Raw genomic sequence first — 24,354 nt, forward strand, 5'->3', positions numbered from 1 at the left:
GCCCACAATGACAAAAATCATGGGCTCGGCGATGCAAGCCATTGCCGATAGCGGGGGAGACGAAACCAATGCAGGCTGACACGATGGCGCAGATGCGCCGCCGGGTGGTGATCTCCTCCACGATCGGCAATGCGCTGGAATGGTTCGACTTCACCGTCTTCGGCCTGTTCGCCGGCATCCTGAGCAAGCTGTTCTTTCCGGCGGACAATCCGCATTCCTCGCTGCTGCTGACCTTCGCGACATTCGGGATCGCCTTTGCAGCCCGGCCGTTGGGTGGCCTGGTGTTCGGGCTGTATTCCGACAAGCACGGTCGCAAGAAGGCGCTGGTCGTGATGATATCGCTGATGGCGATCGGCACCGGCCTGCTCGGCCTGCTGCCGACCTATGGCGCGATCGGAATCGCGGCGCCGCTGCTATTGCTGCTGGCACGGCTGATCCAGGGATTCTCCGCCGGCGGCGAGTTCGGCAGCGCCAGCGCGATGCTGATCGAATTCGCGCCGCCCGGCCGGCGCGGCTTTTACGGCTCATTCCAGATGGTGTCGCAATCGTTGGCGTTCGGCCTCGGTGCCGCGATGGCGATCGGCCTCAATGTCAGCCTGTCGCCCGACGCCTTCGCGAGCTGGGGCTGGCGCGTGCCGTTCATCCTCGGCATCCTGATCGGGCCGACCGGATGGTACCTGAGGCAAAAGTGCGACGAGTCGCCCGAATTCAAGGCCTATCTCGCCGAGAAGGCCGCGACGGCGCAACCGAGCAGGCAGACCACGCTCGGCCAGTTGTTCTCCGAGCATCCGCGCGAGTTGATTGCCTCGTTCTGCCTGATCGCCGCCGGTACGGCGATCAACTATGTCAATGCGATCTTTCTGCCGACCTATGCGGTCGCTGAGCTGAAGCTGCCGATCCTGAACGCGCAGCTCGGCCTGCTCGTCGTCAGCCTCGTCAATGCGGCGGTGGCGGTGGCATGCGGCGCGCTCTCCGACCGGATCGGTCGTCGCGCGGTCCTCGTTCCGGCGCTGATCATCTACAGCGTGCTGTTCTACGTGATCCTGCAGCGGCTCGTCGCCGCCCCGACCACCGCGAACCTCTGGCAGTTGCAGATCGTCGCGGTCCTGCTCGGAGCCCTGGCCGGGCCGATGCCGGCCTTCATGACCGAGATATTTCCGGTCGGCGTGCGCTCGACCGGAGCATCGCTGATGTACAATCTCGCCGTGATGCTGTTCGGCGGGCTGGCGCCGTTCATCAACACCTGGCTGGTCCAGATCACCGGCGACAAGGCTGCACCGGTCTACTACATCCTGTTCGCCGCGGCGGTGGGTCTCGTGGGTCTGTCGGTCTATCGCGGGAGACCTTCCGTGCCGGGAATCGCAACTCAGCCCGCGCAATGAGGTCCGCGTGCGCGACCACGCCTGCGGCGCTGCATTTGACAAATCCGCGCGTGGCCTGTTCAACAGCGACAAGAATAACACTGAAGAACAGGGAGCGAGGACGATGAAGCTTTACGACTCGATCGGGCCCAATCCGCGCATCGTGCGCATGTTCATGGCCGAGAAGGGCATCGAGCTCCCCAAGCAGACCGTCGACCTGCGCAAGGGCGAGAACCGTGAGGCTGCGCATCTGAAGCGCAATCCGCACGGCCAGATGCCGACGCTCGAGCTCGACTGCGGCAACTACCTCTCGGAGATCACGGCGATCTGCGAATATCTCGAGGAGAAGCACCCCACGCCCGCCATGATCGGCAGCACGCCGGAAGAGCGCGCCGAGTGCCGGATGTGGACCCGCCGCGTCGATCTCAACATCGCCGAGCCGCTCGCCAACGGCTACCGCTTCGGCGAGGCGCTGAAATTCTTCGAGAAGCGCATTCCGGTGGCGCCGGAGGCCTCGCCCGGGCTGAAGATGATCGCCGCCAACCGCATCAAGTGGCTGAACGACCAGATGGCCGACGGCCGCGACTATATCTGCGGCAAGCGCTTCACCCTCGCCGACATGCTGCTCTATTGCTGGCTCGATTTCGGCAACCAGGTCGGCCAGCCGCTGGACCTGTCGAACGGCAACATCCTGGCCTGGTTCAGCCGTGTGGGTGCGCGGCCGTCAGTGAAGGCGTAAGCCTTTCAGAGCCGTCATTGCGAGGAACGACAGCGACCAAGCAATCCACCTCGCCGCACGTAGAGAGCTGGATTGCCTCGCTTCGCTCGCAATGACGCGGGGAGAGTCGGGCCTAGATCACCACCGGCTTGTCCGGCAGCTCGTTCGGTCCGCCCTCGACGTGCGGGAAATACTTCGCGAGCTCCCGCGACACCGCCTCGATCCCCTTGATCACGCCCTGCTCGAACCGGCCGGCCCGGAAATCCGTTTCCATCGCGCGGCAAATCGCTTCCCAGCCGGCATGGCCGACCTTGGCATCGATGCCGCGATCGGCGACGATCTCGACATCGCGGTCGGCGAGCAAAAGATAGATCAGAACGCCATTGTTGTGATGGGTGTCCCAGATCCGCAGGTGCGCGAACACGTCGAGCGCCCGCTCTCGCGCCGGCTGATCGCGGAACAGCGGCACGCCATCGAGCGCGCCCTCGACGACGAAGCGGATCTGGCCCGAATGCGTCGCCTCGCCTGCCTTGATCGCCTGCTCGATGGCATGGAGCACGCGCGGCGGAAACTCGCGCCGCACGCGCCATCGGTGTTCGAGCAGATGCTTGCCGATGCGCTTGATGCCCATGTGCCTACCAGCTCCCCGAGGCGCCGCCGCCGCCGAAGCCGCCGCCTCCGCCGCTGAAGCCGCCGCTGTCGCCCGAGCTCGAGCCGCTGCTCCAGCCACCGCCGCCGCCCGACCAGCCGCCGGAATAACCGCCGCCACGCCGGTACGGTCCCGAGCCGGCCGCCGCACCGCCGAAATTCAATCCGCCGAAGATCAATGCCGCAACGGCGGCGAACAGCCCGATCACCAGGGCGGTGGCGAGCGAGCCGGCGACCATCCAGGTGAAGACGCCGACGATACCGCCGGTCGCGACCGAGCCCAATAGCCGCCCCAGCATCGCGCGCAACACGCTCGCCGCGATGATGACGACGAAGATCACCACTGGATTGGCAAAGTCGACCAGGTTCGGCCCTTGCCAATGCTCGGGCTCCGGCGCGGGCAAATGCTCGCCATTGATCAGACGGATCATGCGGTCGACGCCGGCCGAGATGCCGCCGGCGAAATCGCCGGCCTTGAATTTCGGCGTGATGTCTTCGTCGATGATGCGGTGGGTGACGACGTCGCTCAGCACGCCCTCGAGGCCGTAGCCGACCTCGATGCGCAGATGCCCGTCGCTCTTGGCGACGACGAACAGCGCGCCGTCGTCGACCTTCTTGCGCCCGATCTTCCAGGCCTCGGCAACGCGGATCGAGAACTGCTCGATGGTTTCCTCGCCCGTGGTCGGCACGATCAGAACCGCGATCTGGCTGCCCTTGCGGGTCTCCAGATCCTTCAGCCTGTCGTTCAGCGACGCAACGTCACTCGCCGACAGCGTCCCGGTCTGATCGACGACGCGGCCAGTGAGCTGAGGCACTGCGACCTCCGCCCACGCCGGGCACACGAAGCCCAGCAGCAAAGCGATCAGGATGACGCGTGCGACAGTCATCGCGGTAGGCGCCCCGCCGACGCTATTTCGACGGCGCGGGCGCCGGAGCCGGATTGAAGTCGACCTTCGGCGCGGTCGAGATCTCCTTCTCATTGTCGACCGTGAAGTTGGGCTTCTCCTTGTAGCCGAACGCCATTGCGGTCAGATTGTTCGGGAAGGTGCGGATGCCGACGTTGTAGTCCTGCACGGCCTTGATGTAGCGATTGCGCGCCACGGTAATGCGGTTCTCGGTGCCTTCGAGCTGCGCCATCAAATCGCGGAACAGCGCATCCGATTTCAGCTGCGGGTAGTTCTCGGTGACGACCAGCAGCCGCGACAGCGCGCTGGTCAGTTCACCCTGCGCCTGGGTGAACTTCTGGAACGCGGCGGGATCGTTGAGCACCTCGGGCGTCGCCTGAATGCTGCCGACCTTGGCGCGCGCGTTGGTGACGCCGAGCAGCACGTCCTTCTCCTGCTGCGCAAAGCCCTTCACCGAGTTGACCAGGTTCGGCACCAGATCGGCGCGCCGCTGGTACTGGTTCACCACCTCCGACCAGCTCGACTTGACCTGCTCGTCATTGGTCTGGATCGCGTTGTAGCCGCAGTTGGTCAGGCTCAAGGTCGCCAGCGCTGCCAGCACGGTCCAAAGCTTGCGCATGAAGATGGTCCTCCCGGTGGATTCTCGTATCAGAGTAACAGATTTCCGGCTGACAATCCCGCGCGGCGGGATACGCGGGCGGTTTTGCAGACGATAGCCCTTGCCACTCCCTCCCCGCGCCGTTCATCATGGCGGAAAAATCGGTCCCGGGAGGATCCATTGGCGTCTGAACAATTCGAGACGATCGTCGTCGAGCGGCCCGACCCCGCGATTGCGCGGATCGTGATGAATCGCCCTGAGGCGCGCAACGCCCAGAACCTGCAGATGACCTACGACCTCAACACCGCCTTCGACCAGGCAGTGCAGGACGACGCGATCAAGGTCATCATCCTCGCCGGCAACGGCCCGCATTTCTCGGCTGGCCACGATCTGCGGCCCGCCGGCAAGAACGAGGCCGGCGTCGATTTCCCGCCAGTCGGAAATTGGGGCGGCTTCGCCGAACCGAACGCCCACGGCCGCTTCGCGCGCGAGCAGGAGATCTACCTGCAGATCACACGGCGCTGGCGCAATCTCGCCAAGCCCACGATCGCGGAGATCCACGGCAAATGCATCGCCGGCGGGCTGATGCTGGCCTGGGCCTGCGACCTGATCGTCGCGAGCCACGATGCCGAGTTCTGCGATCCCGTCGTGACGATGGGCGTCTGCGGCGTCGAATGGTTCGTGCATCCCTGGGAACTCGGCGCGCGCAAGGCCAAGGAGATGTTGTTCACCGCGGATGTCTGGAGCGCCGACGAGGCGCATCGCCTCGGCATGGTCAATCACGTGGTGCCGCGCGGCGATCTCTCCTCCTTCACGCTGGCGCTGGCGCGCAGGATCGCGGCCAAGCCTGCCTTCGCGCTGAAGCTATCCAAGGAGGCGGTGAACCGCTCGATCGACATCATGGGCCAACCCGCCGCGATCGATCAGGCGTTCGCGCTGCATCAGCTCTGCCACGCCCACAACCTGCAGCAATTCGGAATGATAGTGGACCCTGCGGGCCTGCATCCCTCCGTCAAGAAAAACGCCAACGTGAAGTAATCAGATGGACCTTACCCTGAGCGACGAGCAGCGCCTGCTGCGCGAAAGTGCCGACCGCTTCGTGGCGGAGACCTTCACATCGGAGCATCGCAAGAAGGCGACGAACGATCCGCTGGGTTATTCACCCGCGATCTGGAAGCAGTTCGCCGAGCTCGGCTGGCTGGCGCTGCCGATCGCCGAAGCCCATGGCGGGCTCGGCGGCGGCGCGATCGAGATCGGGCTGCTGATGGAAGCATTCGGCCGCGGCCTGGTGTCCGAGCCGTTCCTGTCCACGGTCGTGATCGGCGCTGCGCTGGTCGCCGAATGCGGCACCGAGGCACAGCAGCAGGCGATCCTGCCCAGGGTCGCCGAGGGCGCGCTCACGCTTGCCTTCGCGCATTCGGAGCGCGCCGCGCGGTTCGACCTCGCCCATGTCGACACCACGGCCGCCAAGACCGCCGACGGCTGAACGGCAGCAAGATCGCCGTGCTGGACGGCGCGGCCGCCAGCCAGATCATCGTCTCGGCCCGCACCGCCAACGCCAACGGCGCATCTGGCAAGCTTTGCTTGTTCCTCGTGCCTCCCGGTACACCGGGTCTCACCTTGCGCGACTACGCGCGGCTCGGCGGCGGGCACGGCTGCAATCTCGATCTCAGCGATCTGCAAGTGCCCGCCGACGCGCTGCTCGGCGACGGACGGGATGCGCTGCCCGCGATCGAGACCGTGGTCGACCGGGCGATGGCCGCGCTCGGCGCCGAGGCGGTCGGCATCATGCAGACGCTGCTCGACACTACGCTCGAATACACCAAGATCCGCAAGCAGTTCGGCCGGCCGCTGTCGGCCAACCAGGTGATCCGCCATCGCCTCGCCGACGTCGCGATGCAGGTCGACGAGGCGCGGTCGATGGCGCTGCGCGCTGCGCTGATGGCGGGCGCCGAGCCCGTGGCCCGCGGCCGCGCCGCTTCCGGCGCCAAGGCGAAAATCGGCAGATGCGCGCGCTTCGTTGCCGAGCAAGCGGTGCAGCTTCACGGCGCGATGGGCGTCACCGAGGAGCTCGACATCGGCGCCTATTTCAAGCGGCTGCTCGCCTTCGACACGCTGTTCGGCAGCAGCGCCCATCATTATCGCCGCCACGCCGCGCTGAGCGGCCGCGCCCACGCGTAACGGAGAGCGCTCCATGGATCTCACCTTCAGTGCCGAGGAACGGGCTTTCGAACAGGAAGTCCGCGACTACATCGCCGAGAGCCTGACGCCGGAGATGAAGCGCGCCACCGCGCTGACGCCGTCGGTGTTCTCCGATCCCGACATCGGCATGGCCTGGCAGCGCGCACTACACAAGAAGGGCTGGGGCGCGCCGGGCTGGCCGGTCGAGCATGGCGGGCCGGACTGGACGCCGGCGCAGCGCTGGATCTTCGAGGCCGAATGCGCCCGCGCCGGCGTCCCGAATGTCAACGTGATGGGCGTGAAGATGGTCGGCCCGGTCATCATCGGCTTCGGCTCCCCGGAGCAGAAGAATTATTATCTGCCGCGCATTCTTTCCGGCGAGGACTATTGGTGCCAGGGCTATTCCGAGCCGGGCTCCGGCTCCGACCTGTCGTCGCTGAAGACCCGCGCGGTGCGCGACGGCGACGACTACGTCATCAACGGCACCAAGATCTGGACCACGCACGCACATCACGCCAACCGCATGTTCGCGCTGGTGCGCACCAGCGACGAGGCGCGGCAACAGGACGGCATCAGTTTTATTCTCATCGACATGAAGACGCCCGGCATCACGACGCGGCCAATACTGACGATCGGCGGCGATCACGAGGTCAACCAGGTGTTCTTCGACGACGTCCGCGTGCCCGTCGCCAACCGCGTCGGCGAGGAAGGCAAGGGCTGGACCTACGGAAAGTACCTGCTCGAATTCGAGCGCGGCTCCGGCATCGCCTCGGCCAAGCTGCGTGAGGCGCTGAAGACGATTGCCGACCTCGCGGAGTCCGAGGTCACCGGCCGCGCCATCGAAGACCCCGACATCGCGATACGGATGTCGGAGCTCGAGGTCGATATCGACGCGCTCGAGATGACCGAGCTCAGGGTGCTGTCGGCACTGCAGACCGGGCAGAATCCCGGCGCGGTGTCGTCGCTGATCAAGCTCAGGGTCAGCGAGATCCGTCAGGCGGTGACGCGGCTCGGCGTCGACGTGATCGGCCAAGACGGGCTTGCGGTCGAGCCAGCGCGGCCGTTCTACCGGCTCAACCACGAGCCGGCGATCCCGGAAGAACTGCTGCCGGTAGTGCCGGAATATCTCAACGGGCGGGCGTACACGATCTTCGGCGGCTCGTCGGAGATCCAGCGCGACATCATCGCGAAGATGGTGCTGGGGCTGTAAATTCTCCCTTCGTCATTCCGGGGCGCGCGTGAGCGCGAGCCCGGAATCCATTTCACCTCAGAATGCGCCGCCCGATGGATTCCGGGCTCATCGCTCGCGATGCCCCGGAATGACGTGGTGAGAGTGCGCGGGCGGCCTAAGCAGCCCCCGCTTTTGCGTCCTGGATCGCCTGCCAGATCTTCACCGGCGTCAGCGGCGTGTTGAGCTGGGTGACCCCGACTTCGCTCAAGGCATCCATCACGCCGTTGGTGATGCAAGGCGGCCCGCCGATCGCGCCCGACTCGCCACAGCCCTTGGCGCCGAGCGGATTGGTCTTGCAGGGCGCGGAGGGATCGAGCGTCACCGACAGCGGCGGAACGTCCGAGGCGCGTGGGATGCAATAGTCCTGATAGCTCGCGGTCAGCAGCTGGCCTTCCTCGCTGTAGGCCACACCCTCGAACAGCGCCTGGCCGATGCCCTGGACAACGCCGCCATGCACCTGCCCGGTCACCAGCATCGGATTGACCGCGACGCCGACGTCGTCGACCGTGGTGTAGCGCACCACGCGCGTGACACCGGTCTCGGGATCGATCTCGACCTCGCAGATATGCGTGCCGTTCGGCCAGCTCGGTCCGTCGACATTGCCCTCGCTCTCGACCGAGAGCTTTGCGCCGCTTTCCTTGGCCGCAATCTCGAACAGGCTGATGCGCTTGTCGGTGCCGACCACGGTGAGGAAGCCGTCGCGATACTCGATGTCCTCGACCGAGGCTTCCAGCAGGTTGGAGGCCTTGTCGCGCGCCTTGTTGATCATGTCGTTGGTGGAGACCGCAACTGCGGTGCCGCCGACGAACAGCGAGCGCGAACCGACGCTGCCGAAGCCGGTGGCCAGATCGGTGTCGCCCTGGACGACGTCGATCTTGTCCATGGCAATGCCGAGCGTATCGGCGATCATCTGAGTGTAGGTGGTGGCGAGGCCCTGCCCCATCGCCATGGTGCCGGAATGCAGGATGACGCGGCCTTCGGCGGTCGCATGCAGCGACACGTTCTCGGTGTGGGCGCGGCCGCCGGTCCACTCGATGTAGCTGGTCAGACCGCGACCGTAGAGCAGGCCTTTCTTCTTCGCCGCCTTCTTGCGCGCGGCAAAGCCGTTCCAGTCGGCGAGGTCTGAGGCGCGCTCCAGCATGTGGGCGAAGGCGCCGGAATCGTACACCTGCCCGACCGCATTGGTGTAGGGCAGTTGCGCCGGCTTGATGTAGTTGACCTTGCGGATGGTGCGCGGGTCTATGCCGATCTGGCGCGCGGCGGCATCGAACAGCCGCTCGACGATGAACACCGCCTCGGGCCTGCCGGCGCCGCGATAGGCGCCGACCGGCGCGGTGTGGGTCATCACCGACTTCACTTCGAAATGCACCAGCGGCAGATCGTAGACGCCGGTCTGCACGAACGGGCCGAGCACCAGCGGGATGATGTTGGCGGTGCCCGACGAGTAGGCGCCGGTGCCGCCGATCGAACGCACGCGATAGGCCAGCACGCGACCCTTGGCGTCGAGCGCAAACTCACCGGTCGAGGTGAGGTCGCGGCCATGGGTGCCGCCGACGAATTCGTCGGTGCGATCGCCACGCCAGCGGATCTTCTCGTTCAGCTTGGTCGCGGCATAGGCGACGATGCCGTCTTCGGGATACAGGCTGGTCTTCTGGCCGAAGCCGCCGCCGATGTCGCCGACCAGCACGCGCACGCTGTCCTTCGGCCGCTTCAGGATCGATTCCGCCAGCAGATCGCGGGTCGAGCCCGGGGTCTGCGACTGCACGTGGAGAATGAGCCGGCCGGTCTTCTTCTCGATCTCGGCAATGGTCGAGCGCGGCTCCATCGCCGACGGCACCAGGCGCTGGCTGACCAGGTCGAGCGACACTTTGTGCGCGGCGTTGGCAAAGGCTTCCTCGACCTTGGCTGCGTCGCCATAGCTCATCGCGGCCACGATATTGTCGGGCGCTTCCGGCCAGACCACCGGCGCACCGGGCTTGATCGCCTCGACCGGATCGACCACCGAAGGCAGCACCTCGTAATCGACCTCGATCGCCTCGGCCGCGGTCTGCGCCAGCACGCGCGAGGTCGCGACCACAGCCGCAACACCCTCGCCCGCATAACGCACCACTTCATGCGCCAGCAGGCGCCGCGGCGGCACCGTCATCGGCGAGCCGTCCGGCCGCTTGAAGATCGCAAGCGTCGGCAGCGTGCCGATATCGTCCCTGACGAGGTCGGCGCCCGTATAGACCGCCTTGACGCCGGGCATCTCCAGCGCCGCCTTGGCGTCGATCGACTTGATGTTGGCGTGGGCATGCGGCGAGCGCAGCACGTGCAGCCACAGCGCGCCGTCCTGCGGCTTATCGTCGATGAAGTGCCCCTTCCCGGTGAGCAGCCGCTGGTCTTCCAGACGCTTGACCGGCTGGCCCGCACCAAAACGCATATTGCCGGGAAGAATGTTCATCGGAGGGTCCTTGATTTCATAAATTTCGGCGGGTTTTAACGGATTTTCGGCGCGAGACAACACGCCCGGAAACGACGACGTAATGCGCCGGATGCAACCCGCAAGCCAGCTTCAGCCCAGATCGCGCAACGCGGCCTCGACCACCTTGCGCTGCTCGGCGCTCAGCGGCGCCTGCGGCGGCACGGGATCGCCGACATCGTAGCCTTGGCTCGCCAGTCCGGCCTTGATGCAGGCGGCGAGGTTGAAGCGGGCGAACGCCTCGTTGATGCGCCAGAGCTTGCGCTGCAGGGCCATCGCCTCGTCCCACCGGGCGCGGCGGCAGAGATTGTAGAGCTCGACGCTCTGGCGCGGGATGATGCAGGCAGGTCCCGCCATCCAGCCATGGCCGCCGATCAGCATCACCGCGGCCGGAATATGGGCGGACGCCGAGAATACTTTCAGGCCATCGCCGCAGCGGTTCATGATCGACAGCAGCCGGCCAGTGTTGGTCGAGGCGTCCTTGATGTAGCCGATCCGCGGGTGCTGGGCGAGCCGCGCGATGACGTCGAGCGTGAGATCGGAACGCTGGAAATTCGGATTGGTGTAGATCACGACCGGAATGTCGACGGCGTCGGCGATGGCGCGGAAATAGGATTCCACCTGGGCGTCACTGAGCGGAAAATACGCCTCCAGGATCGCGAGAATGCCGGCAGCGCCGCGCTTCTGATAGGCCTTGGCCTGCGCCACCGCATCCGCCGTCGAGGTCGAGGCGACGCCGGCGACCACAGGCACGCGGCCCTGCGCGGCCTCGATCGTGGTCGCCACCACCTGCATGCGCTGCGCATTGTTGAGATAGGCGAATTCGCCGGTCGAGCCGAGTGGCGTCAGCCCGTGGACGCCGGCCTCGATCAGGTCGTCGCAGAGCCGGCCCAGCACCTCGGTGCGGATATGGCCGGCGGGATCGACCGGGGACACCAAATAGGGAAAGACGCCGTGGAAATCAGCCATTTGCGAGCCTCGTTGACGGCGAGACATAATCGGGATCGTGCGCAAATGGAAGCGGTTCGCCCGTGCGCAGGGCGGCGAGCACGGCGGCAAAATCGGTTGCCGCGCGGAAACCGAGCAGCCGCTCGGCCTTGCTCGCGTCGTAGATCCGGCCGATCGATTTCGGCAGCTGCCAGCCGCGGCGCGCGAACAGCGCCGGCGCGTCGGGGAAGATACGCGCGATCGTGCCGGCCGCATCCGTCTTCAGGGCGGCAACGTCGCTGCGCGCAAACGGCGTCGGCGCACTGATCACGAACACCTCGAAGCCGCGGATCTTCCCCAGCGCCACGACATGGGCGTCGGCGGCATCCTCGACCGTGAGGCGGCGGTACAGCAGCTCGGTCGCCTTCAGGTTCTCGCCATGGATGTCGCGGATCGTGTCGTCGTCCTCGGGGAAGAAGCGGCTGGTGCGCAATACCGCGCAGTTCAGCCCATACTCGCGGCTGTAGAGCCGGCACAACCCTTCGGCGGCGAGTTTTGTCACGCCGTAGACGTTGCGTGGCTCGAGTGGCCCCGAGCTCTCGTCGAGCCACACCGCGGTGTGGCCCTCCTCGTCGCGGATCGCCTGCGAGATCATCAGCGAGGTCGTCGAGGTGAAGACGAAGCGGTCGTGGCCAGCGGACGCGGCGGCTTGCAGCAGATTGAGCGTGCCTGACACGTTGACGTCGACAAAGGCCTGCGGCGCGAACCGTTCGATGTCCGGCTTGTGCAGCGCGCCGCCATGGATCACGGCCTCGATGCCGCGATCGCCGAACACGCGGTCGACCACCGATCTCTCGGTCACCGAACCGACCACATCGGTCGCCTCCCCCGGAACGATGTCGAGGCCGGTCACGTCATGGCCGGCCTGTTGAAGCCGCGGCGCGAGGAACCGGCCGAGCCAGCCGGAGGAGCCGGTCAACAATACGCGCATGAATTCCGCCCCGCCCGGCGCTCAGAACACCTTGGCGATCGCGGCCTGCGCGTCGCCCTGGATCTTTTTCAGATGATCCGGGCCGCGGAAACTCTCGGCGTAGATCTTGTAGACGTCTTCGGTACCGGAGGGACGTGCGGCGAACCAGCCGGCGTCGCTCTCGACCTTGATGCCGCCGAACGGCTGATCGTTGCCCGGTGCCTTGGTTCGGACCGCGCGCACCGGATCGCCGGCGAGCTCCGTCATGTTGAGCTGGTCCGGCCCGAGCGCCTTCAGCGCGTTCTTCTGCTTCGGCGTCGCCGCAACATCGATGCGCTCGTAATAGGGCACGCCGAGCTCGGCGGTCAGCTCATTGAACAATTCGCTGGGATCGCGGCCGGTCTTGGCGATGATCTCCGCAGCCAGCAGGCCGAGGATGATGCCGTCCTTGTCGGTGGTCCAGGCCGAACCGTCGCGCTTGAGGAACGAGGCGCCGGCGCTTTCCTCTCCGGCAAAGCCGAAGCGGCCGCTGCCGAGCCCTTCGACGAACCATTTGAAGCCGACCGGCGTCTCGACCAACTTGCGACCGAGCTTCTTGGCCACACGATCGATGATCGAGCTCGACACGATGGTCTTGCCGATCGCGGCGTCCTTGCTCCATTGCGGCCGGTGCGCGAACAGATAGGCGATCGCGGTGGCGAGGAAATGGTTCGGGTTCATCAGCCCGTTCGAGCGGGTCACAATGCCATGGCGGTCGGCGTCGGTGTCGTTAGCGAAGGCGACATCGAAACGGTCGCGCATCCCGATCAGGCTCGCCATCGCATAAGGCGACGAGCAGTCCATCCGGATCTTGCCGTCCCAGTCCGCGGTCATGAAGCGGAAGGTCGGATCGACCGCCTGGTTGACCACGGTAGCGTCGAGGCCGTAGCGCGCGATGATCGGTTGCCAGTAGTGCACCGCCGCGCCGCCGAGCGGATCGATGCCGATCTTGACGCCGGCGGATTTGATCAGCGCGAGATCGACGGTGTTGCCGAGGTCGGCGATATAGGGCGTGATGTAGTCATGCAGATGCGTGGTCGCTGCCTTGCGCGCGCGATCATAGGGCACCCGCGCGACCCCCTTGAGGCCGGCCTCGATATACCGGTTGGCGTTCTTTTCGACCACCGCGGTGACGTCGGTGTCGGCCGGGCCGCCATGCGGCGGGTTGTACTTGTAGCCGCCGTCCTCCGGCGGGTTGTGTGACGGGGTGATGACGACACCGTCGGCAAGGCCGGTGCTGCGGCCCTTGTTGTAGCTCAGGATGGCGTGCGAGATGACGGGCGTCGGGGTGTAGCCGCCCTGCGCGTCGATCATGATCTCGACGCCATTCGCCGCGAACACCTCGACCGCGCTGGCCAGCGCCGGCTCGGCCAGCGCATGGGTGTCGATACCGATGAACAGCGGCCCGGTCAGCCCCTTCTCGCGCCGATACTCACAGATCGCCTGCGTGGTGGCGAGGATATGATCCTCATTGAACGAGTTCTTCAGCGACGAGCCGCGATGGCCCGAGGTACCGAAAGCAACCCGCTGGGTGGGATCGCTGGCGTCGGGCTTGCCCGCGAAATAGGCCGTGACCAGCCGCGGCACATTGGCGAGCGCTGAGGGATCAATGGGTTTGCCGGCGGCAGGATTTGGTGCAGTCACGTGACCTCTCAGATCTGGTATCGCCGACCATCAGCAAAACGAGTGATGCTCAGTGCGTAACATCTGGGCGTGCTACCATGGCGGCTGACGTTCAATCAAGCCGACGGCATTTCGTTCCGTGCGGTCTGCGGCAATTTGCTATTCGACGTCGATCTGCTGCACCTTCTCGCGCAGCTCGTCGACCAGCACCCGCTTGTTCTCGCTATAGTCGATCGGCACCACGACGAGGTGCACGCCGCCGCCGGCGAAAGCCCGCTCCAGGGTCGGCACGATCGCTTCCGTGCTCTCGATCCGCGAGCCCTTGGCGCCGTAGCTTTCGGCATATTTGACGAAATCCGGATTGCCGAAGGTCAGGCCGAAATCCGGGAAATGATCGACCGCCTGCTTCCAGCGGATCATGCCGTAGGCGGAGTCCTCCAGGATCAGGATCACGAGATTGAGCTTGAGGCGGACCGCAGTCTCCATCTCCTGCGAGTTCATCATGAAGCCGCCGTCGCCGCAGACCGCGAGCACGCGGTTGTTCGGAAAGAGCATCGCCGCCATCATCGCCGACGGCAGGCCGGCGCCCATGGTGGCGAGCGCGTTATCCAGCAGCAGCGAGTTCGCGAGCAGCGTGCGGTAGTTGCGCGCGAACCAGATCTTGTATATGCCGTTGTCGAGCGCGACGATGCCGTCCTCGGGAATCACCTGGCGCACATCGTGCACGATGCGCTGCGGCGTCGGCGGCCAGCGGCCTTCTGTCGCGCGATCGGTGATCTTCGCCAGAATGCCCTCGCGCAGGCTGAGCAGCGCACTGGCATGCGGCAGCTTGCCCGCGACGCGGTCGGCCAGCAGTTCGAGGCTCGGCCCGACATCGCCGATCACCTCGCATTGCGGGAAATACACCTGCTCGACATTCGCCGGCGTGTAGCTGACATGGATCACCTGCGGCCCCTTGGGGCCCATGATGAAGGGCGGCTTCTCGATCGTGTCGTGGCCGATCGCGATGATCAGGTCGGCGCGGTCGATCGCCTCGTGCACATAGTCACGCTCGCTCAGCGCGGCGGTTCCCATGTACTGGTTGGTGCCGCCGGATACCGTGCCCTTGCCCATCTGTGTGGTGAAGAACGGGATCTTGGTCCGCCGTACGAAGTCGCCGATCCCTGCGGTCGAGCGCGGGCGCGATGCCGCAGCACCCAGCATGATCAGCGGCCGCTGCGCCTTGAGGATCATCTCGGCGGCGCGGTCGAGGGCTGCAGCATGTGCGATCGGAATTTCGATCGGATGCGGCGGGATCATTTCGACCGGCGCGGTCTCCTCGCCGGCGATGTCTTCCGGCAATTCAAGCAGCACCGGCCCCGGCCGTTCCTGGGTCGCGATCCGGAAGGCATCACGCACCAGCGTCGGGATGGTCGCGCCGCTGACGATCTGCAGCGACAGCTTGGTCAGCGGCCGGAACGTGTTGACGATGTCGACGATCTGGAACTTGGCCTGCCGACTGCTCAGGATGCCCTTCTGCCCCGTGAGCATCACCATCGGCATCGCGCCGAGCAGCGCATAGGCCGCGCCGGTCGTCAGGTTGAGCGCGCCGGGGCCCAGCGTCGTCATGCAGACGCCGGGCTTTCCGGTCAGCCGGCCATAGGTCGCCGCCATGAACGCCGCGGCCTGCTCGTGGCGGGTTACGATCAGCTTGATCGAGGATCTGCGCAGGCTCTCGACGACGTCGAGATTCTCCTCGCCGGGAACGCCGAACACCCGTTCCACGCCCTCGTTCTCGAGGGCGGCGACCAGCAAATCGGAACCTTTGACCATGTCAGCCTCGCATCGTTGATTGCATGCCGCGCACGGAGCATAGCCGCATCGCGCGCCGCCGGAAACTCCCCCGCGACCTCACGGCTTGTGCGCCGTGATCCAGGCCTCAGTGGCGGGCAGCACGCGCGCGGCGAGATCGGCCGAGATCGCGATCGCCTGCAAGGAGCGCGCCACCATCACCCGCCCGCCGCTGGTCGATTGCGACGGGGCGAACGCGGCGAGCTCCACCGCGTGGGCCTGATCGGTAAAATTGGTCATGAAGTTCGGCACGAACTGGTCGCGGAAGTTCGGCCCTTGCCTCGCCAGCAGCGCATCGAAATTGGCCCGGACGAAGTCCCAGGCGAGCTGCGGTTGATCGCCCGCGCCCGCAACCGCGTTGATCATTCCCGTGACGATGGTGTCGGGCAATTCGTTGGTCAGCGTCAACGCCAGCGTGGCGCGCGCCAGCTCCGCATCGCGGGCACTGGCCGCGGCGAAGTAATAGCGCAGCCGCTCATTGGTCGCCGTGCTCTTGCGCGCGAGCGCCAGCAGTTGATCATAGGTTGCCCGATCGGCCGTGATGCCAACGACATGGGTGACCGCATCGCGCAGCGTGGTGGGCAGCGATTTGGGATCATCGAGGAACGTTGCAAAGCGCTGCTTCGCTTCGGCGATGATGGCCGCATCCCCGAGATCGCCCAGCGTCGAGATCAGGCTCGCGCGCTGCAGCGCGGTGTCGTCGTCGGCGGGACCGCGTCTCTCCCATCCGATCCGATCGAATACCGGGCGCAGCTTGGCGCGGGCATAGGCCTGGATCACCGGTCGTTCGCTGCGGTCGCGCGACAGGCGGTTGAGCATGGCAAAGGTCGAGATCACCTGGTCCCACACCGCACGGTGGTCGCCGACATCGAGCGCGTCGAGCAGCGCAAGATAGGATGGCGCTTCAGTGCGGCCCGCCTGCACCAGCGCCCAGCTGTCGGTGACGATATTGAGCCGGTCGGTGACCTGCATTTGCGGGAAGGCGTTCAGCAATGCGGCACGGTTCTTGGGACCGTATTCGACCCTGAAGTAACCGACGTCGCCGAGATTGACCTTGATCGCATCGCCGCATGTGCCGGCCGGGACATCGGCACGGCCCTTCAGCAGGATCTCGTCGAACGGCTTGCCCTGCGCCGGTCCGGCCGCAACCGGGATCTGCCAGTCGTGGGCCGGCAACGGCGGATCGCCGGCCGGCGCGATCACGAAGCGATCCTGCCGCAACGTCAGGCGCTGTGCCGTGCCATCGCACGCTGTCTCCGCCACGACGAGCGGCACGCCGTCCTGCTCGGTGAAGGAGGCGGCGATGCCGGTGATGGGCTTGCCGCCGGACGTCTCGAGCGCCTGCCAAAGATCGGCCGTGGTGGAATTGCTGTAGGCATGCGCGGCGATGTATTTGCGGATGCCGTCGCGGAACGCCTGCTCGCCCAGCCAGGTCTCCAGCATGCGGATCAGCGCCTGCCCCTTGTTGTAGGTGATGGCGTCGAACGCCGTGACCGCTTCGCTGTGATCGGCGATCGGCTGCTGCACCGGGTGCGAGGTGCGGCGCGCATCGAGCGCCATGGCGAACTGCTTGGCGCCGTTGCCGTTCAGCCAGCTCTGCCATTGCGGATAGAATTGCTCCGACGCCTTGGTCGCCATCCAGCTGGCAAAGCCCTCGTTGAGCCAGAGATTGTCCCACCACGCCATGGTGACGAGATCGCCGAACCACATATGCGCCATCTCGTGCGCGATGATCGCGAAGATGCCGCGCCGCGCGGTCTCGGCATTGGTCGCGGGATCGAACAGCAGCCGGCTCTCGAAGAAGGTGATGCCGCCCCAGTTCTCCATCGCGCCGCCGAACCCGCCGGGAACGGCGATCAGGTCGAGCTTCGGCAGCGGATATTTCACGCCGAAATAGTCGTTGTAATAGGCGAGCAGCTTCACCGCGCTGTCGAGCGCGAACCGGCTCTGCCCGCTCTTGCCCTCCGTCGTCACCACGCCGACGATGACGCCGCCGGCATCCGCGGTGATCCGCTCGAGCTCACCGACCGTGAGCACGAACAGATAGCTCGACATCTTCGGTGTCGGCGCGAAGGTGACCTTCTTGAGATCGTCGGCGACCGGCGCCTCGCTCGCGACGGGCATGTTGCCGACCGCGAGCAGATTGCGCGGAATCACGACGGTCAGTGCGAAGCTCGCCTTGAACGACGGCTCGTCCCAGCACGGGAAGATCCGCCGCGCATCGGCCGGCTCCAGCTTGCTTGAGACCAGCCGCTTGATCCCGCTCGGGGTCGGATAATCGACCGCGAACAGGCCGGTGCCGAATTTGTTGATCTGCGCCGTGAACACGATGCGGAGCTTGTGCCGGCCCGCCGCAAGCGGTTTGGCGAAGGTCAGCGTCGCGGTCTGCGCGGTAGCGTCCGTTGCGACCTCAGCACGCTGCGCACCGTCATCGATCGTGACCTCGGCGGAGGTCGTATTGATCGCATTCAGCGTCAGCTGCGCCACGGCCTCGCGCACATCGACGTCAACGGTCTCGACGCCGGGCAGAGCAAGGCTGGTGAGATCGGGCGTCAACTCGATCGTGTAGCTCAACGGGACCACCGTCTTCGGCAGCTTTCCCGGCGTGCCGTCGAACGAAAATGTCTGCTCGGCCTGCGCGCCCGCGGCCATCGTCAGCAGCAGACCGATCGCCGTGGCAAGACGACGCAGCTGCGCGGTTCGGACATGGGTTGCTGGCTTGTTCATCGCGCACGACTCACCGGGATTTCGGGAATTTCGGATGTCATTGCGGAAGGACATAGCGGGCAATCTAGTGGAGAACATGTCGCCACAAAACTGACAACTCCGCGACATCCGACATCGCAGCGGCTCGCATCGATTGGTGCGCGGCTCGCTACGGCGCCTCGGCCGGCCCTTGTTGCTCTACGGCCGGGTGGAAGGCTAACTTGTGGCCGGCATTCCGGCCGCAAGGTCCGGCCACGGGAGACAATAATGTTCGGAAAATTCTCGCGTCGGCAATTTGCGGGCCTTGCAGGCCTCTCGGCGCTCGGCTTAACCGGCCCTGCCGAGGCAGCGAACCACGCCCCGCGGCCGGACGGCGCGAACTTTCCGGCCGGCTTCGTCTGGGGCACCGCGACCTCGTCCTACCAGGTCGAGGGCGCGGTCAACGAGGACGGCCGCGGCCGATCGATCTGGGACACATTCACCCACACATCGGGCAAGATCGAGGACGGCTCGACCGGCGATCGCGCCAACGAGCACTACCACCGCTACAAGGAAGATGTCCGCCTCATCAAGGATCTCGGCGCCAGGGCCTATCGTTTCTCGATCGCCTGGCCGCGGGTGTTTCCCGATGGCACCGGCACGCCGAATCCGAAAGGCCTCGACTTCTACAACCGCCTGGTCGACGAGCTGCTCGCCAACGGCATCGAGCCCTACGCCACGCTCTATCACTGGGACCTGCCGCAGGCGTTACAAGACCGCGTCGGCGGCTGGCGCTCGCGCGACACATCGAAGGCGTTCGGCGACTATGCCGGCTATGTGGCGCAGCGACTGACCGACCGGGTCAAGAACATCTTCACCCTCAACGAGGTCGGGCGCTTCCTCCCGTTCGGCTATGCGCTCGGCGTCGACGCGCCGGGGCTGACGCTGCCGCCGGCCGAGGTCAACCAGGCGCGCCACCACGTCGCGCTGGCGCATGGGCTCGCGGTGCAGGCGATCCGCGCCAAGGGCCGCCCCGGCACGCGGGTCGGCCCGGCCGAGAACATCACCGCCTGCGTGCCCGCGGTCAACACGCCGGAGCACATCCGCGCCACCGAGATCGCGACGCGCGAGCTCAATGCGGGCTTCCTCGGCGTTCTCCTCGAAGGCAAGTACACCGAGGGCTTCCTGCAATATGCCGGCACTGATGCACCCAAATTCACCGCGGAGGAGCTGAAGATCATCTCGCAGCCGAACGATTTCGTCGGGCTCAACATCTACGCGCCGCAGTGCTACGTCCTCGCCACCGACTCAGGCCCCGGCTGGAAGCCGCTGCCGATGCCGGGCTCCTTCCCGCATATGAGTTCGGATTGGCTGCGGATCGCGCCGGAAACGATCTACTGGGCGCCGCGGATCGCCGCCAAGCTCTGGAACATCAAGAGCATCTATATCAGTGAGAACGGCACCTCCGGCGAGGACAAGGTGCAGCCGGACGGGCAGATCTACGACCTCGACCGCATCATGTTCCTGCGCAACTACCTCGCCCAGTTGCAGCGCGCGACCGCCGACGGCGTCCCGGTCCACGGCTATTTCCTGTGGAGCCTGATGGACAATTTCGAGTGGATCTTCGGCTATGCGAAGCGCTTCGGCCTCTATCGGGTGGATTTCGAGACCCAGGCGCGCGTGCCGAAACTGAGCGCGGCGTTCTATCGCGACGTGATCGCGCGCAACGCCATCGGCGCATGATCTATCCGGCCTGCGGCCGCGCGCCGGACCACGCACGCTTGAGCAAGTCGCCGATGCCGCTCTCTTCGATCGGCCGCGGATTCCAGTAGGGATTTTTGGTGGCGAGTGCGGCCGCTTTTGCGATGCCGTCTTCGGGCATACCGATCTCGGCGAGCGAGCGCGGCGCGCCGAGCCTTGCCGACAGATCGAACAGGCCATCGGCCGCATCGGACGCTCCAAGCGCCCGTGCGGCACGGCTGATCGCATCGCGTGCCGCCGGCGTGTTGTAGGCGATAGTGTGCGGCAGCAGCACCGCATGGGTTTCGGCATGCGGCAGGTCGAACAGCGCGCCGACGGTGTGGCAGAGCTTGTGATGCAACGCCATGCCGACGGTGCCGAGACAGACCGCACACAGCCACGCGCCATAGAGCGCGTCGGACCGCGCGTCGAGATCGCGCGGCCGTGCGATCACCTCCGGCAGCGATGACGCGAGTTTTGCAATCGCCTCTTCCGCCATTAGCGCGGTGATCGGGTTGCCGTCCCGCGCATACAGCGCCTCGGCCGCATGGGCGATCGCATTGAGGCCGGAGATCGCCGAGAATTTTTCCGGCATCGAGAGGGTCAGGTTGACGTCGTAGATCACGGCCTCGGGCAATATCTTGGGCGATGACTGCGTGGTCTTGACGCCGTCCGCGGTCTCGCCGAGCACCGGCGTCATCTCGGAGCCGGCATAGCTGGTCGGCACGATCAGTTGCGGCAGGTCGGTGCGCAGCGCGATCGCCTTGCTAAGCCCGGTCGCAGCGCCCGCGCCGATCGCAACCACGCCGTCGGGTTTCAACTCGCGGACCGTCTGCATCGCACGTTCGGTCACCGCGACCGGCGTGTGCACGACGGCGCCGTCGAACGCGCCGGCGATGCGGCCGCCGGCCAGCCTTACGAGATCGCCGAGCTCGGCCTGCTGCCGCCGGCTTGCGAGCAGCAGCGCGCGGCCGATGCCAAGCCGGCCGAGTTCGTCCGCCAGCTGCGCGACCGTGCCGGTCCCGAACACGACCCGCATCGGGCTGACCTGATAGATAAACGATTGCGCCATGGCGATTACCAGAACGGTTGGTCAGCCCCGGCGCCAGTCACGCGGCGTGCAGCCGAAGCGATGCCGAAAGCGCCGGGTAAAGTGCGACAGATCGGAGAAGCCCCAGTCGAAGGCGATGTCGCCGATGGCGCGCCCGGCGACCGCCGGATCCTTCAGGTCGCGCGCCGCGCCGTCGAGGCGGCGGTCCATCACATGGCTGGCGAATGTGGTGCCGGCTTTCTCGAACAGTTTGTGGACGTAACGCTCGCTGATGCCGATTGCGGCCGCGATCGATGCGACGCTGAGCCCCGGCTGGCGCAGCCTGCGGTCCACGGCGCGGCGCAGCGCCAGCCAGGTCGCGTCCGCAAGGCCCGCACCCTCGGCAACGCCTGCGCAACCGGTCCGCGACAGGCTGAGCGCGACCAGATCGAGCAGCACACCGAACAGCCGGGCATTGTCGGCATCAGAGGCGCGAAGCGCCGAATTGTTCAGCACTTGCGCGGTCTCGGCGATGAGATGGCCGACAAAGGGATCATCGGAAACCCGCGCCGGCGTCACCTCGGGCGCCGACGGCAGCCGTTCGTCGAGCGCCTCGGCCGGCACCCAGAACGAAGCGACCTGCAGCGCCGGGCCGCGGTCATGCAGCAGCGAGAAGCGCTGCCCGCTGTCGAAGATTCCGACCTGCCCCGGCGACAGGCTGATCTCGCGCCCCGCCTGCTGGATGCGGCAACGGCCGGCGAGCTTGAGATTGAGGTAGTAGCAGCGCCGGCTGGACGCGGCGATGTCGGCTGCCGAGCGCCGCACGACATGCTCCGGGAAGCTGACCCGGTTGACCGCGCCATCGCCGAGCCCAACGGTTTCGACCCGGGCCAGGAAGCCCGGTGTCGCCGGCGGTTCCGGCGTCAGGTTCATGAAGGCCTGGCAGATCGCTTCGCGATAATAGGCGAACTGCTCGCCCGGCCGCGTGTCCGCGGTATTCCAGCTCAGCCTGCGCGAGCGATCAGCGGCGGCGATTTGCTGCATCAGTTCACTCCGAGCCCAGTCCGGTTCGGTTACAGCCAAGCGCGTTCCGTGGCCCCGGGTCAATATCCGATCGAGAACTGCTTGAACTCGGCGCGTATTCCGGACGTCGCAACCGATCTAACCAAACCACGCAGGGAGCTACAACATGTCGACCTATGTTCTCGTCCATGGCGCCTGGCATACCGGCGCCGAGTTTGAGCCGGTTGCGGCTGCGATCCGCAAGGCCGGCCATGTCGTGCACACCCCGACCATCAAGGGCAACCGCCCCGGCGACCGCAAGGATTCCGGGCTTGCCGAGGCCATCCACTCGATCGTGGATTATCTCGCCGAGCACAATCTGAATGACATCGTGCTGGTCGGCCACAGTTACGGCGGCATGGTCATCACGGGCGTTGCCGACGCCGCCGCCAACCGCATCCGCCGGCTGGTGTACTGGAATGCGTTCGTGCCCAACAATGGCGAATGCCTCAACGACATGGTGCCGCCGCACTATGTCGGCCTGTTCGATGCCGTCCATGCCGAGCGCGGCGACGGCTCGGTGGTGCTTCCGTTCCCGATCTGGCGCGAGGCCTTCATCAACGACGCCGATCTCGAGACGGCGCAGCGGGCCTATGACAAGCTCAACCCGCACCCGCTCAAGACCTTCCAGGACAAGATCGCGCTGCGGACCAATCCGGCCGAGATGCCGATCGCAAAGTCCTACGTCAACTGCACCGAGGATACCGCGATGCCGCACGGCCTGCCCTGGCATCCGCGGCTGTCGGAGAAGCTCGGGCTGTTCCGCCTGGTCCAGGTGCCGGGCAGCCACGAGCTGTGCTTCTCCAATCCCGAGCGCCTGGCACAGGCCTTCCTCGACGCCGGCCGCGATTAGGCAGCCTTGTATTCCGGCGCGGTCGCAAGGAAGCGCGCATAGGCGTCCGCGTCCGGCGGCGTGAACTTTTCGACGAGCGGGTTGCGGCGCGACGCCTTGGTGCCGATATCCGCGAGCAGCTCGTCGAAATGCTTGAAGTGATACGGCGCGACGCACAGCCCGCCATAGACGCCCGCCGCCGGACGCTCGACGCGCTTGAAGTTCAGCATCATCGCAATGTTGTCGTGCATCTCGGCCGCGCTCGGCTGCCGCGCGAGCTGGCCGTCGGCATAGCGCACCAGCCAGTTCGCGGCGAGATCCGCGCACAGCACGGTGCAGAAGCTCGAGTTGAACCCGACAAAGCCCATGTCGGGCAGATCGGGGTTGGCGATCAGCCGATAGAGCCGGTACTGCCCGTCGGGCTCGACCAGCTTGGCTTGATACTCCTCGGGCAGGAACGGCACGCCGAGCTTGTAGCCGATCGCGAGCACCGCGACGTCGGCCGCGACACGCTGGCCGCCGCTCATCACGATGGTCCTGCCGTCATAATGATCGAAAGTGCCCTGCACGGCCTTGATCCGGCCGTCGGCGACCATCGGATAGAAACCGGGGGTCGCGATCGGCACCGAGCAGTTGACGCCGTCTTCGATCCGCTGCTTCGGCACCATGCCGCACTGTTTGAGCTTGAGCTGCATCTTCAGCATGCTCTCGAGCCCGCGCCAGTTCGCCCAAACGAACGGCTTCGCCACGGCATGCGCAAGGCGCGCGATCGGGCCGATGCCCCAGCTCGCGAACATCTGCTCCTGGGCACGGATGTAGAGGATGCGCTTGAAGTTGACGAGGCCACCGACGAAATAGGGAATCCGCCAGACCGGCTCGCGAAACACGATGGTGACCTCGCTGGCGCCGGAATTGACCGCGTTCACCGCGATGTCGGTCGCCGATTTCGAGCCGCCGAGCACCACCACCTTGCGGCCCTTGGCGAGATCGGGATCGCTGTATTGCGACGAGTGCAGGATCTGGCCGCCCTGCGCCTTGAAGCCCTCCTCGCCGGGCAACGGCAGGGACTGCGGTTCGTTGAACTGTCCTGTGCAGACGGCGACAAAGTCGAAATCCTCATGGCCGGTGGCACCGTCGGTCGAGCGCAGCGTGAGCGTCCAGCCTGGTCTGCCGTCGGCGCGGCGCGTCATGCCTTCGACCCTGGTGTCGAACCGCATCGCGCCGTCGAGCCCATGGCCGCGGGCGTAGTCGCGCAGATAGGCATGGACTTGCGGTCCTTTCGGCCATTCCGGATAGGATTGCGGCATCGCCTTGTCGGTGTAGCGATAGAGCTCCTTCGGGCTCTGGGTCTGCACATCGGGATAGGAGCGCGCCGGCTCCCAGACCCCGCCGAGATCGCCGCTGCGCTCGATGATGGTCACCTTGTGGCCGCGACCGGCGAAGGCCTTGCCGGCGGCGAGGCCGGAAATCCCGGCGCCGATGACGCACACATGCTTCTGCTTGACCATGAAAC

At 66.0% G+C, this 24,354-nt stretch carries 18 protein-coding genes and 1 pseudogene; 7 read left to right on the forward strand and 12 right to left on the reverse strand.

The genetic code is table 11. The features are described 5' to 3' along the window. Positions 1-68: 68 nt before the first annotated feature. The gene (locus ACVISU_RS13065; RefSeq protein ID WP_050404107.1) at positions 69-1,382 is read left to right on the forward strand and encodes an MFS transporter; all 1,314 of its coding nucleotides are present in this window, start codon (positions 69-71) and stop codon (positions 1,380-1,382) included. 103 nt (positions 1,383-1,485) lie between these two features. Further along, entirely contained in the window at positions 1,486-2,100 is a 615-nt protein-coding gene (locus ACVISU_RS13070) for a glutathione S-transferase family protein (RefSeq protein WP_456707203.1), read from the forward strand. Positions 2,101-2,212: 112 nt separating this feature from the next. Here ACVISU_RS13070 and ACVISU_RS13075 read toward each other — a convergent pair whose 3' ends face one another. Genes ACVISU_RS13075 through ACVISU_RS13085 form a run of 3 tightly spaced genes read right to left on the reverse strand, consistent with a single transcriptional unit; the run spans position 2,213 to position 4,251 of the window. Continuing rightward, the gene (locus ACVISU_RS13075) at positions 2,213-2,710 is read right to left on the reverse strand and encodes a TPM domain-containing protein (RefSeq protein WP_456707204.1); all 498 of its coding nucleotides are present in this window, start codon (positions 2,708-2,710) and stop codon (positions 2,213-2,215) included. 4 nt (positions 2,711-2,714) lie between these two features. Further along, positions 2,715-3,614: a TPM domain-containing protein gene (locus ACVISU_RS13080; protein ID WP_456707205.1), complete on the reverse strand. Its 900-nt coding sequence runs from the start codon at positions 3,612-3,614 to the stop codon at positions 2,715-2,717. A 22-nt stretch (positions 3,615-3,636) separates the two neighbouring features. Next, entirely contained in the window at positions 3,637-4,251 is a 615-nt protein-coding gene (locus ACVISU_RS13085) for a LemA family protein (RefSeq protein WP_050404104.1), read from the reverse strand. A 159-nt stretch (positions 4,252-4,410) separates the two neighbouring features. Between ACVISU_RS13085 and ACVISU_RS13090 the strand changes: the two genes are divergently transcribed. The 3 genes and pseudogenes from ACVISU_RS13090 (at position 4,411) to ACVISU_RS13100 (ending at position 7,621) form a co-directional block, all read left to right on the forward strand. After that, positions 4,411-5,268 (forward strand): enoyl-CoA hydratase, encoded by an 858-nt coding sequence (locus tag ACVISU_RS13090; protein ID WP_083992021.1) that lies wholly within the window; start codon positions 4,411-4,413, stop codon positions 5,266-5,268. 4 nt (positions 5,269-5,272) lie between these two features. After that, positions 5,273-6,411 (forward strand): annotated as a pseudogene (locus ACVISU_RS13095) (acyl-CoA dehydrogenase family protein). A gap of 13 nt (positions 6,412-6,424) precedes the next feature. After that, complete coding sequence (locus tag ACVISU_RS13100) at positions 6,425-7,621, forward strand: acyl-CoA dehydrogenase family protein (RefSeq protein WP_456707206.1); 1,197 nt, start codon at positions 6,425-6,427, stop codon at positions 7,619-7,621. A 136-nt stretch (positions 7,622-7,757) separates the two neighbouring features. Here the strand turns inward: ACVISU_RS13100 and ACVISU_RS13105 are convergent, their stop codons facing one another. The 6 genes from ACVISU_RS13105 to ACVISU_RS13130 form a co-directional block, all read right to left on the reverse strand. Beyond that, positions 7,758-10,085, reverse strand: a complete 2,328-nt coding sequence (locus ACVISU_RS13105) for a xanthine dehydrogenase family protein molybdopterin-binding subunit (protein ID WP_456707207.1) — start codon at positions 10,083-10,085, stop codon at positions 7,758-7,760. A 111-nt stretch (positions 10,086-10,196) separates the two neighbouring features. Beyond that, entirely contained in the window at positions 10,197-11,072 is an 876-nt protein-coding gene (locus ACVISU_RS13110; protein ID WP_456707208.1) for a dihydrodipicolinate synthase family protein, read from the reverse strand. Further along, entirely contained in the window at positions 11,065-12,021 is a 957-nt protein-coding gene (locus tag ACVISU_RS13115) for an NAD-dependent epimerase/dehydratase family protein (RefSeq protein ID WP_456707209.1), read from the reverse strand. The genes ACVISU_RS13110 and ACVISU_RS13115 overlap by 8 nt, the downstream gene beginning before the upstream one ends. A gap of 21 nt (positions 12,022-12,042) precedes the next feature. Beyond that, the gene (gene pgm / locus ACVISU_RS13120) at positions 12,043-13,683 is read right to left on the reverse strand and encodes a phosphoglucomutase (alpha-D-glucose-1,6-bisphosphate-dependent) (protein WP_456707210.1); all 1,641 of its coding nucleotides are present in this window, start codon (positions 13,681-13,683) and stop codon (positions 12,043-12,045) included. A gap of 138 nt (positions 13,684-13,821) precedes the next feature. Beyond that, entirely contained in the window at positions 13,822-15,474 is a 1,653-nt protein-coding gene (locus tag ACVISU_RS13125; RefSeq protein WP_456707211.1) for an acetolactate synthase large subunit, read from the reverse strand. Positions 15,475-15,552: 78 nt separating this feature from the next. Continuing rightward, positions 15,553-18,219 carry a M1 family metallopeptidase gene (locus ACVISU_RS13130; protein WP_456707212.1) on the reverse strand — a complete coding sequence of 889 codons (2,667 nt, stop codon included), beginning with the start codon at positions 18,217-18,219 and terminating at the stop codon, positions 15,553-15,555. Between the two features lie 246 nt (positions 18,220-18,465). Here ACVISU_RS13130 and ACVISU_RS13135 point away from each other — a divergent pair, with 246 nt between their 5' ends. Then, a complete protein-coding gene (locus ACVISU_RS13135) occupies positions 18,466-19,920 on the forward strand; it encodes a GH1 family beta-glucosidase (protein ID WP_050404095.1) in 1,455 nt (484 codons plus the stop codon). A gap of 1 nt (position 19,921) precedes the next feature. Here the strand turns inward: ACVISU_RS13135 and ACVISU_RS13140 are convergent, their stop codons facing one another. Next, a complete protein-coding gene (locus ACVISU_RS13140) occupies positions 19,922-20,989 on the reverse strand; it encodes a maleylacetate reductase (RefSeq protein ID WP_456707213.1) in 1,068 nt (355 codons plus the stop codon). 21 nt (positions 20,990-21,010) lie between these two features. Continuing rightward, positions 21,011-21,991 (reverse strand): helix-turn-helix domain-containing protein, encoded by a 981-nt coding sequence (locus ACVISU_RS13145; protein ID WP_456707214.1) that lies wholly within the window; start codon positions 21,989-21,991, stop codon positions 21,011-21,013. A 145-nt stretch (positions 21,992-22,136) separates the two neighbouring features. Between ACVISU_RS13145 and ACVISU_RS13150 the strand changes: the two genes are divergently transcribed. Beyond that, the gene (locus tag ACVISU_RS13150; protein WP_456707215.1) at positions 22,137-22,862 is read left to right on the forward strand and encodes an alpha/beta hydrolase; all 726 of its coding nucleotides are present in this window, start codon (positions 22,137-22,139) and stop codon (positions 22,860-22,862) included. Here ACVISU_RS13150 and ACVISU_RS13155 read toward each other — a convergent pair. Continuing rightward, positions 22,859-24,349, reverse strand: coding sequence for a flavin-containing monooxygenase (locus tag ACVISU_RS13155; RefSeq protein ID WP_456707216.1), 1,491 nt, complete (start codon positions 24,347-24,349; stop codon positions 22,859-22,861). The two genes, ACVISU_RS13150 and ACVISU_RS13155, sit on opposite strands and share 4 nt — an antisense overlap. Positions 24,350-24,354: the final 5 nt, after the last annotated feature.

Source organism: Bradyrhizobium sp. USDA 4452 (assembly GCF_054063575.1).

What these genes read in the sequence shown, in the direction of transcription:
- ACVISU_RS13065 (WP_050404107.1), top strand. Translation starts at nt 69, where the DNA reads ATGCAGGCTGACACGATGGCGCAGATGCGCCGCCGGGTGGTGATCTCC.
- ACVISU_RS13070 (WP_456707203.1), top strand. Translation starts at nt 1,486, where the DNA reads ATGAAGCTTTACGACTCGATCGGGCCCAATCCGCGCATCGTGCGCATG.
- ACVISU_RS13075 (WP_456707204.1), bottom strand. Translation starts at nt 2,710, where the DNA reads ATGGGCATCAAGCGCATCGGCAAGCATCTGCTCGAACACCGATGGCGC.
- ACVISU_RS13080 (WP_456707205.1), bottom strand. Translation starts at nt 3,614, where the DNA reads ATGACTGTCGCACGCGTCATCCTGATCGCTTTGCTGCTGGGCTTCGTG.
- ACVISU_RS13085 (WP_050404104.1), bottom strand. Translation starts at nt 4,251, where the DNA reads ATGCGCAAGCTTTGGACCGTGCTGGCAGCGCTGGCGACCTTGAGCCTG.
- ACVISU_RS13100 (WP_456707206.1), top strand. Translation starts at nt 6,425, where the DNA reads ATGGATCTCACCTTCAGTGCCGAGGAACGGGCTTTCGAACAGGAAGTC.
- ACVISU_RS13105 (WP_456707207.1), bottom strand. Translation starts at nt 10,085, where the DNA reads ATGAACATTCTTCCCGGCAATATGCGTTTTGGTGCGGGCCAGCCGGTC.
- ACVISU_RS13110 (WP_456707208.1), bottom strand. Translation starts at nt 11,072, where the DNA reads ATGGCTGATTTCCACGGCGTCTTTCCCTATTTGGTGTCCCCGGTCGAT.
- ACVISU_RS13115 (WP_456707209.1), bottom strand. Translation starts at nt 12,021, where the DNA reads ATGCGCGTATTGTTGACCGGCTCCTCCGGCTGGCTCGGCCGGTTCCTC.
- ACVISU_RS13125 (WP_456707211.1), bottom strand. Translation starts at nt 15,474, where the DNA reads ATGGTCAAAGGTTCCGATTTGCTGGTCGCCGCCCTCGAGAACGAGGGC.
- ACVISU_RS13130 (WP_456707212.1), bottom strand. Translation starts at nt 18,219, where the DNA reads ATGAACAAGCCAGCAACCCATGTCCGAACCGCGCAGCTGCGTCGTCTT.
- ACVISU_RS13135 (WP_050404095.1), top strand. Translation starts at nt 18,466, where the DNA reads ATGTTCGGAAAATTCTCGCGTCGGCAATTTGCGGGCCTTGCAGGCCTC.
- ACVISU_RS13140 (WP_456707213.1), bottom strand. Translation starts at nt 20,989, where the DNA reads ATGGCGCAATCGTTTATCTATCAGGTCAGCCCGATGCGGGTCGTGTTC.
- ACVISU_RS13145 (WP_456707214.1), bottom strand. Translation starts at nt 21,991, where the DNA reads ATGCAGCAAATCGCCGCCGCTGATCGCTCGCGCAGGCTGAGCTGGAAT.
- ACVISU_RS13150 (WP_456707215.1), top strand. Translation starts at nt 22,137, where the DNA reads ATGTCGACCTATGTTCTCGTCCATGGCGCCTGGCATACCGGCGCCGAG.
- ACVISU_RS13155 (WP_456707216.1), bottom strand. Translation starts at nt 24,349, where the DNA reads ATGGTCAAGCAGAAGCATGTGTGCGTCATCGGCGCCGGGATTTCCGGC.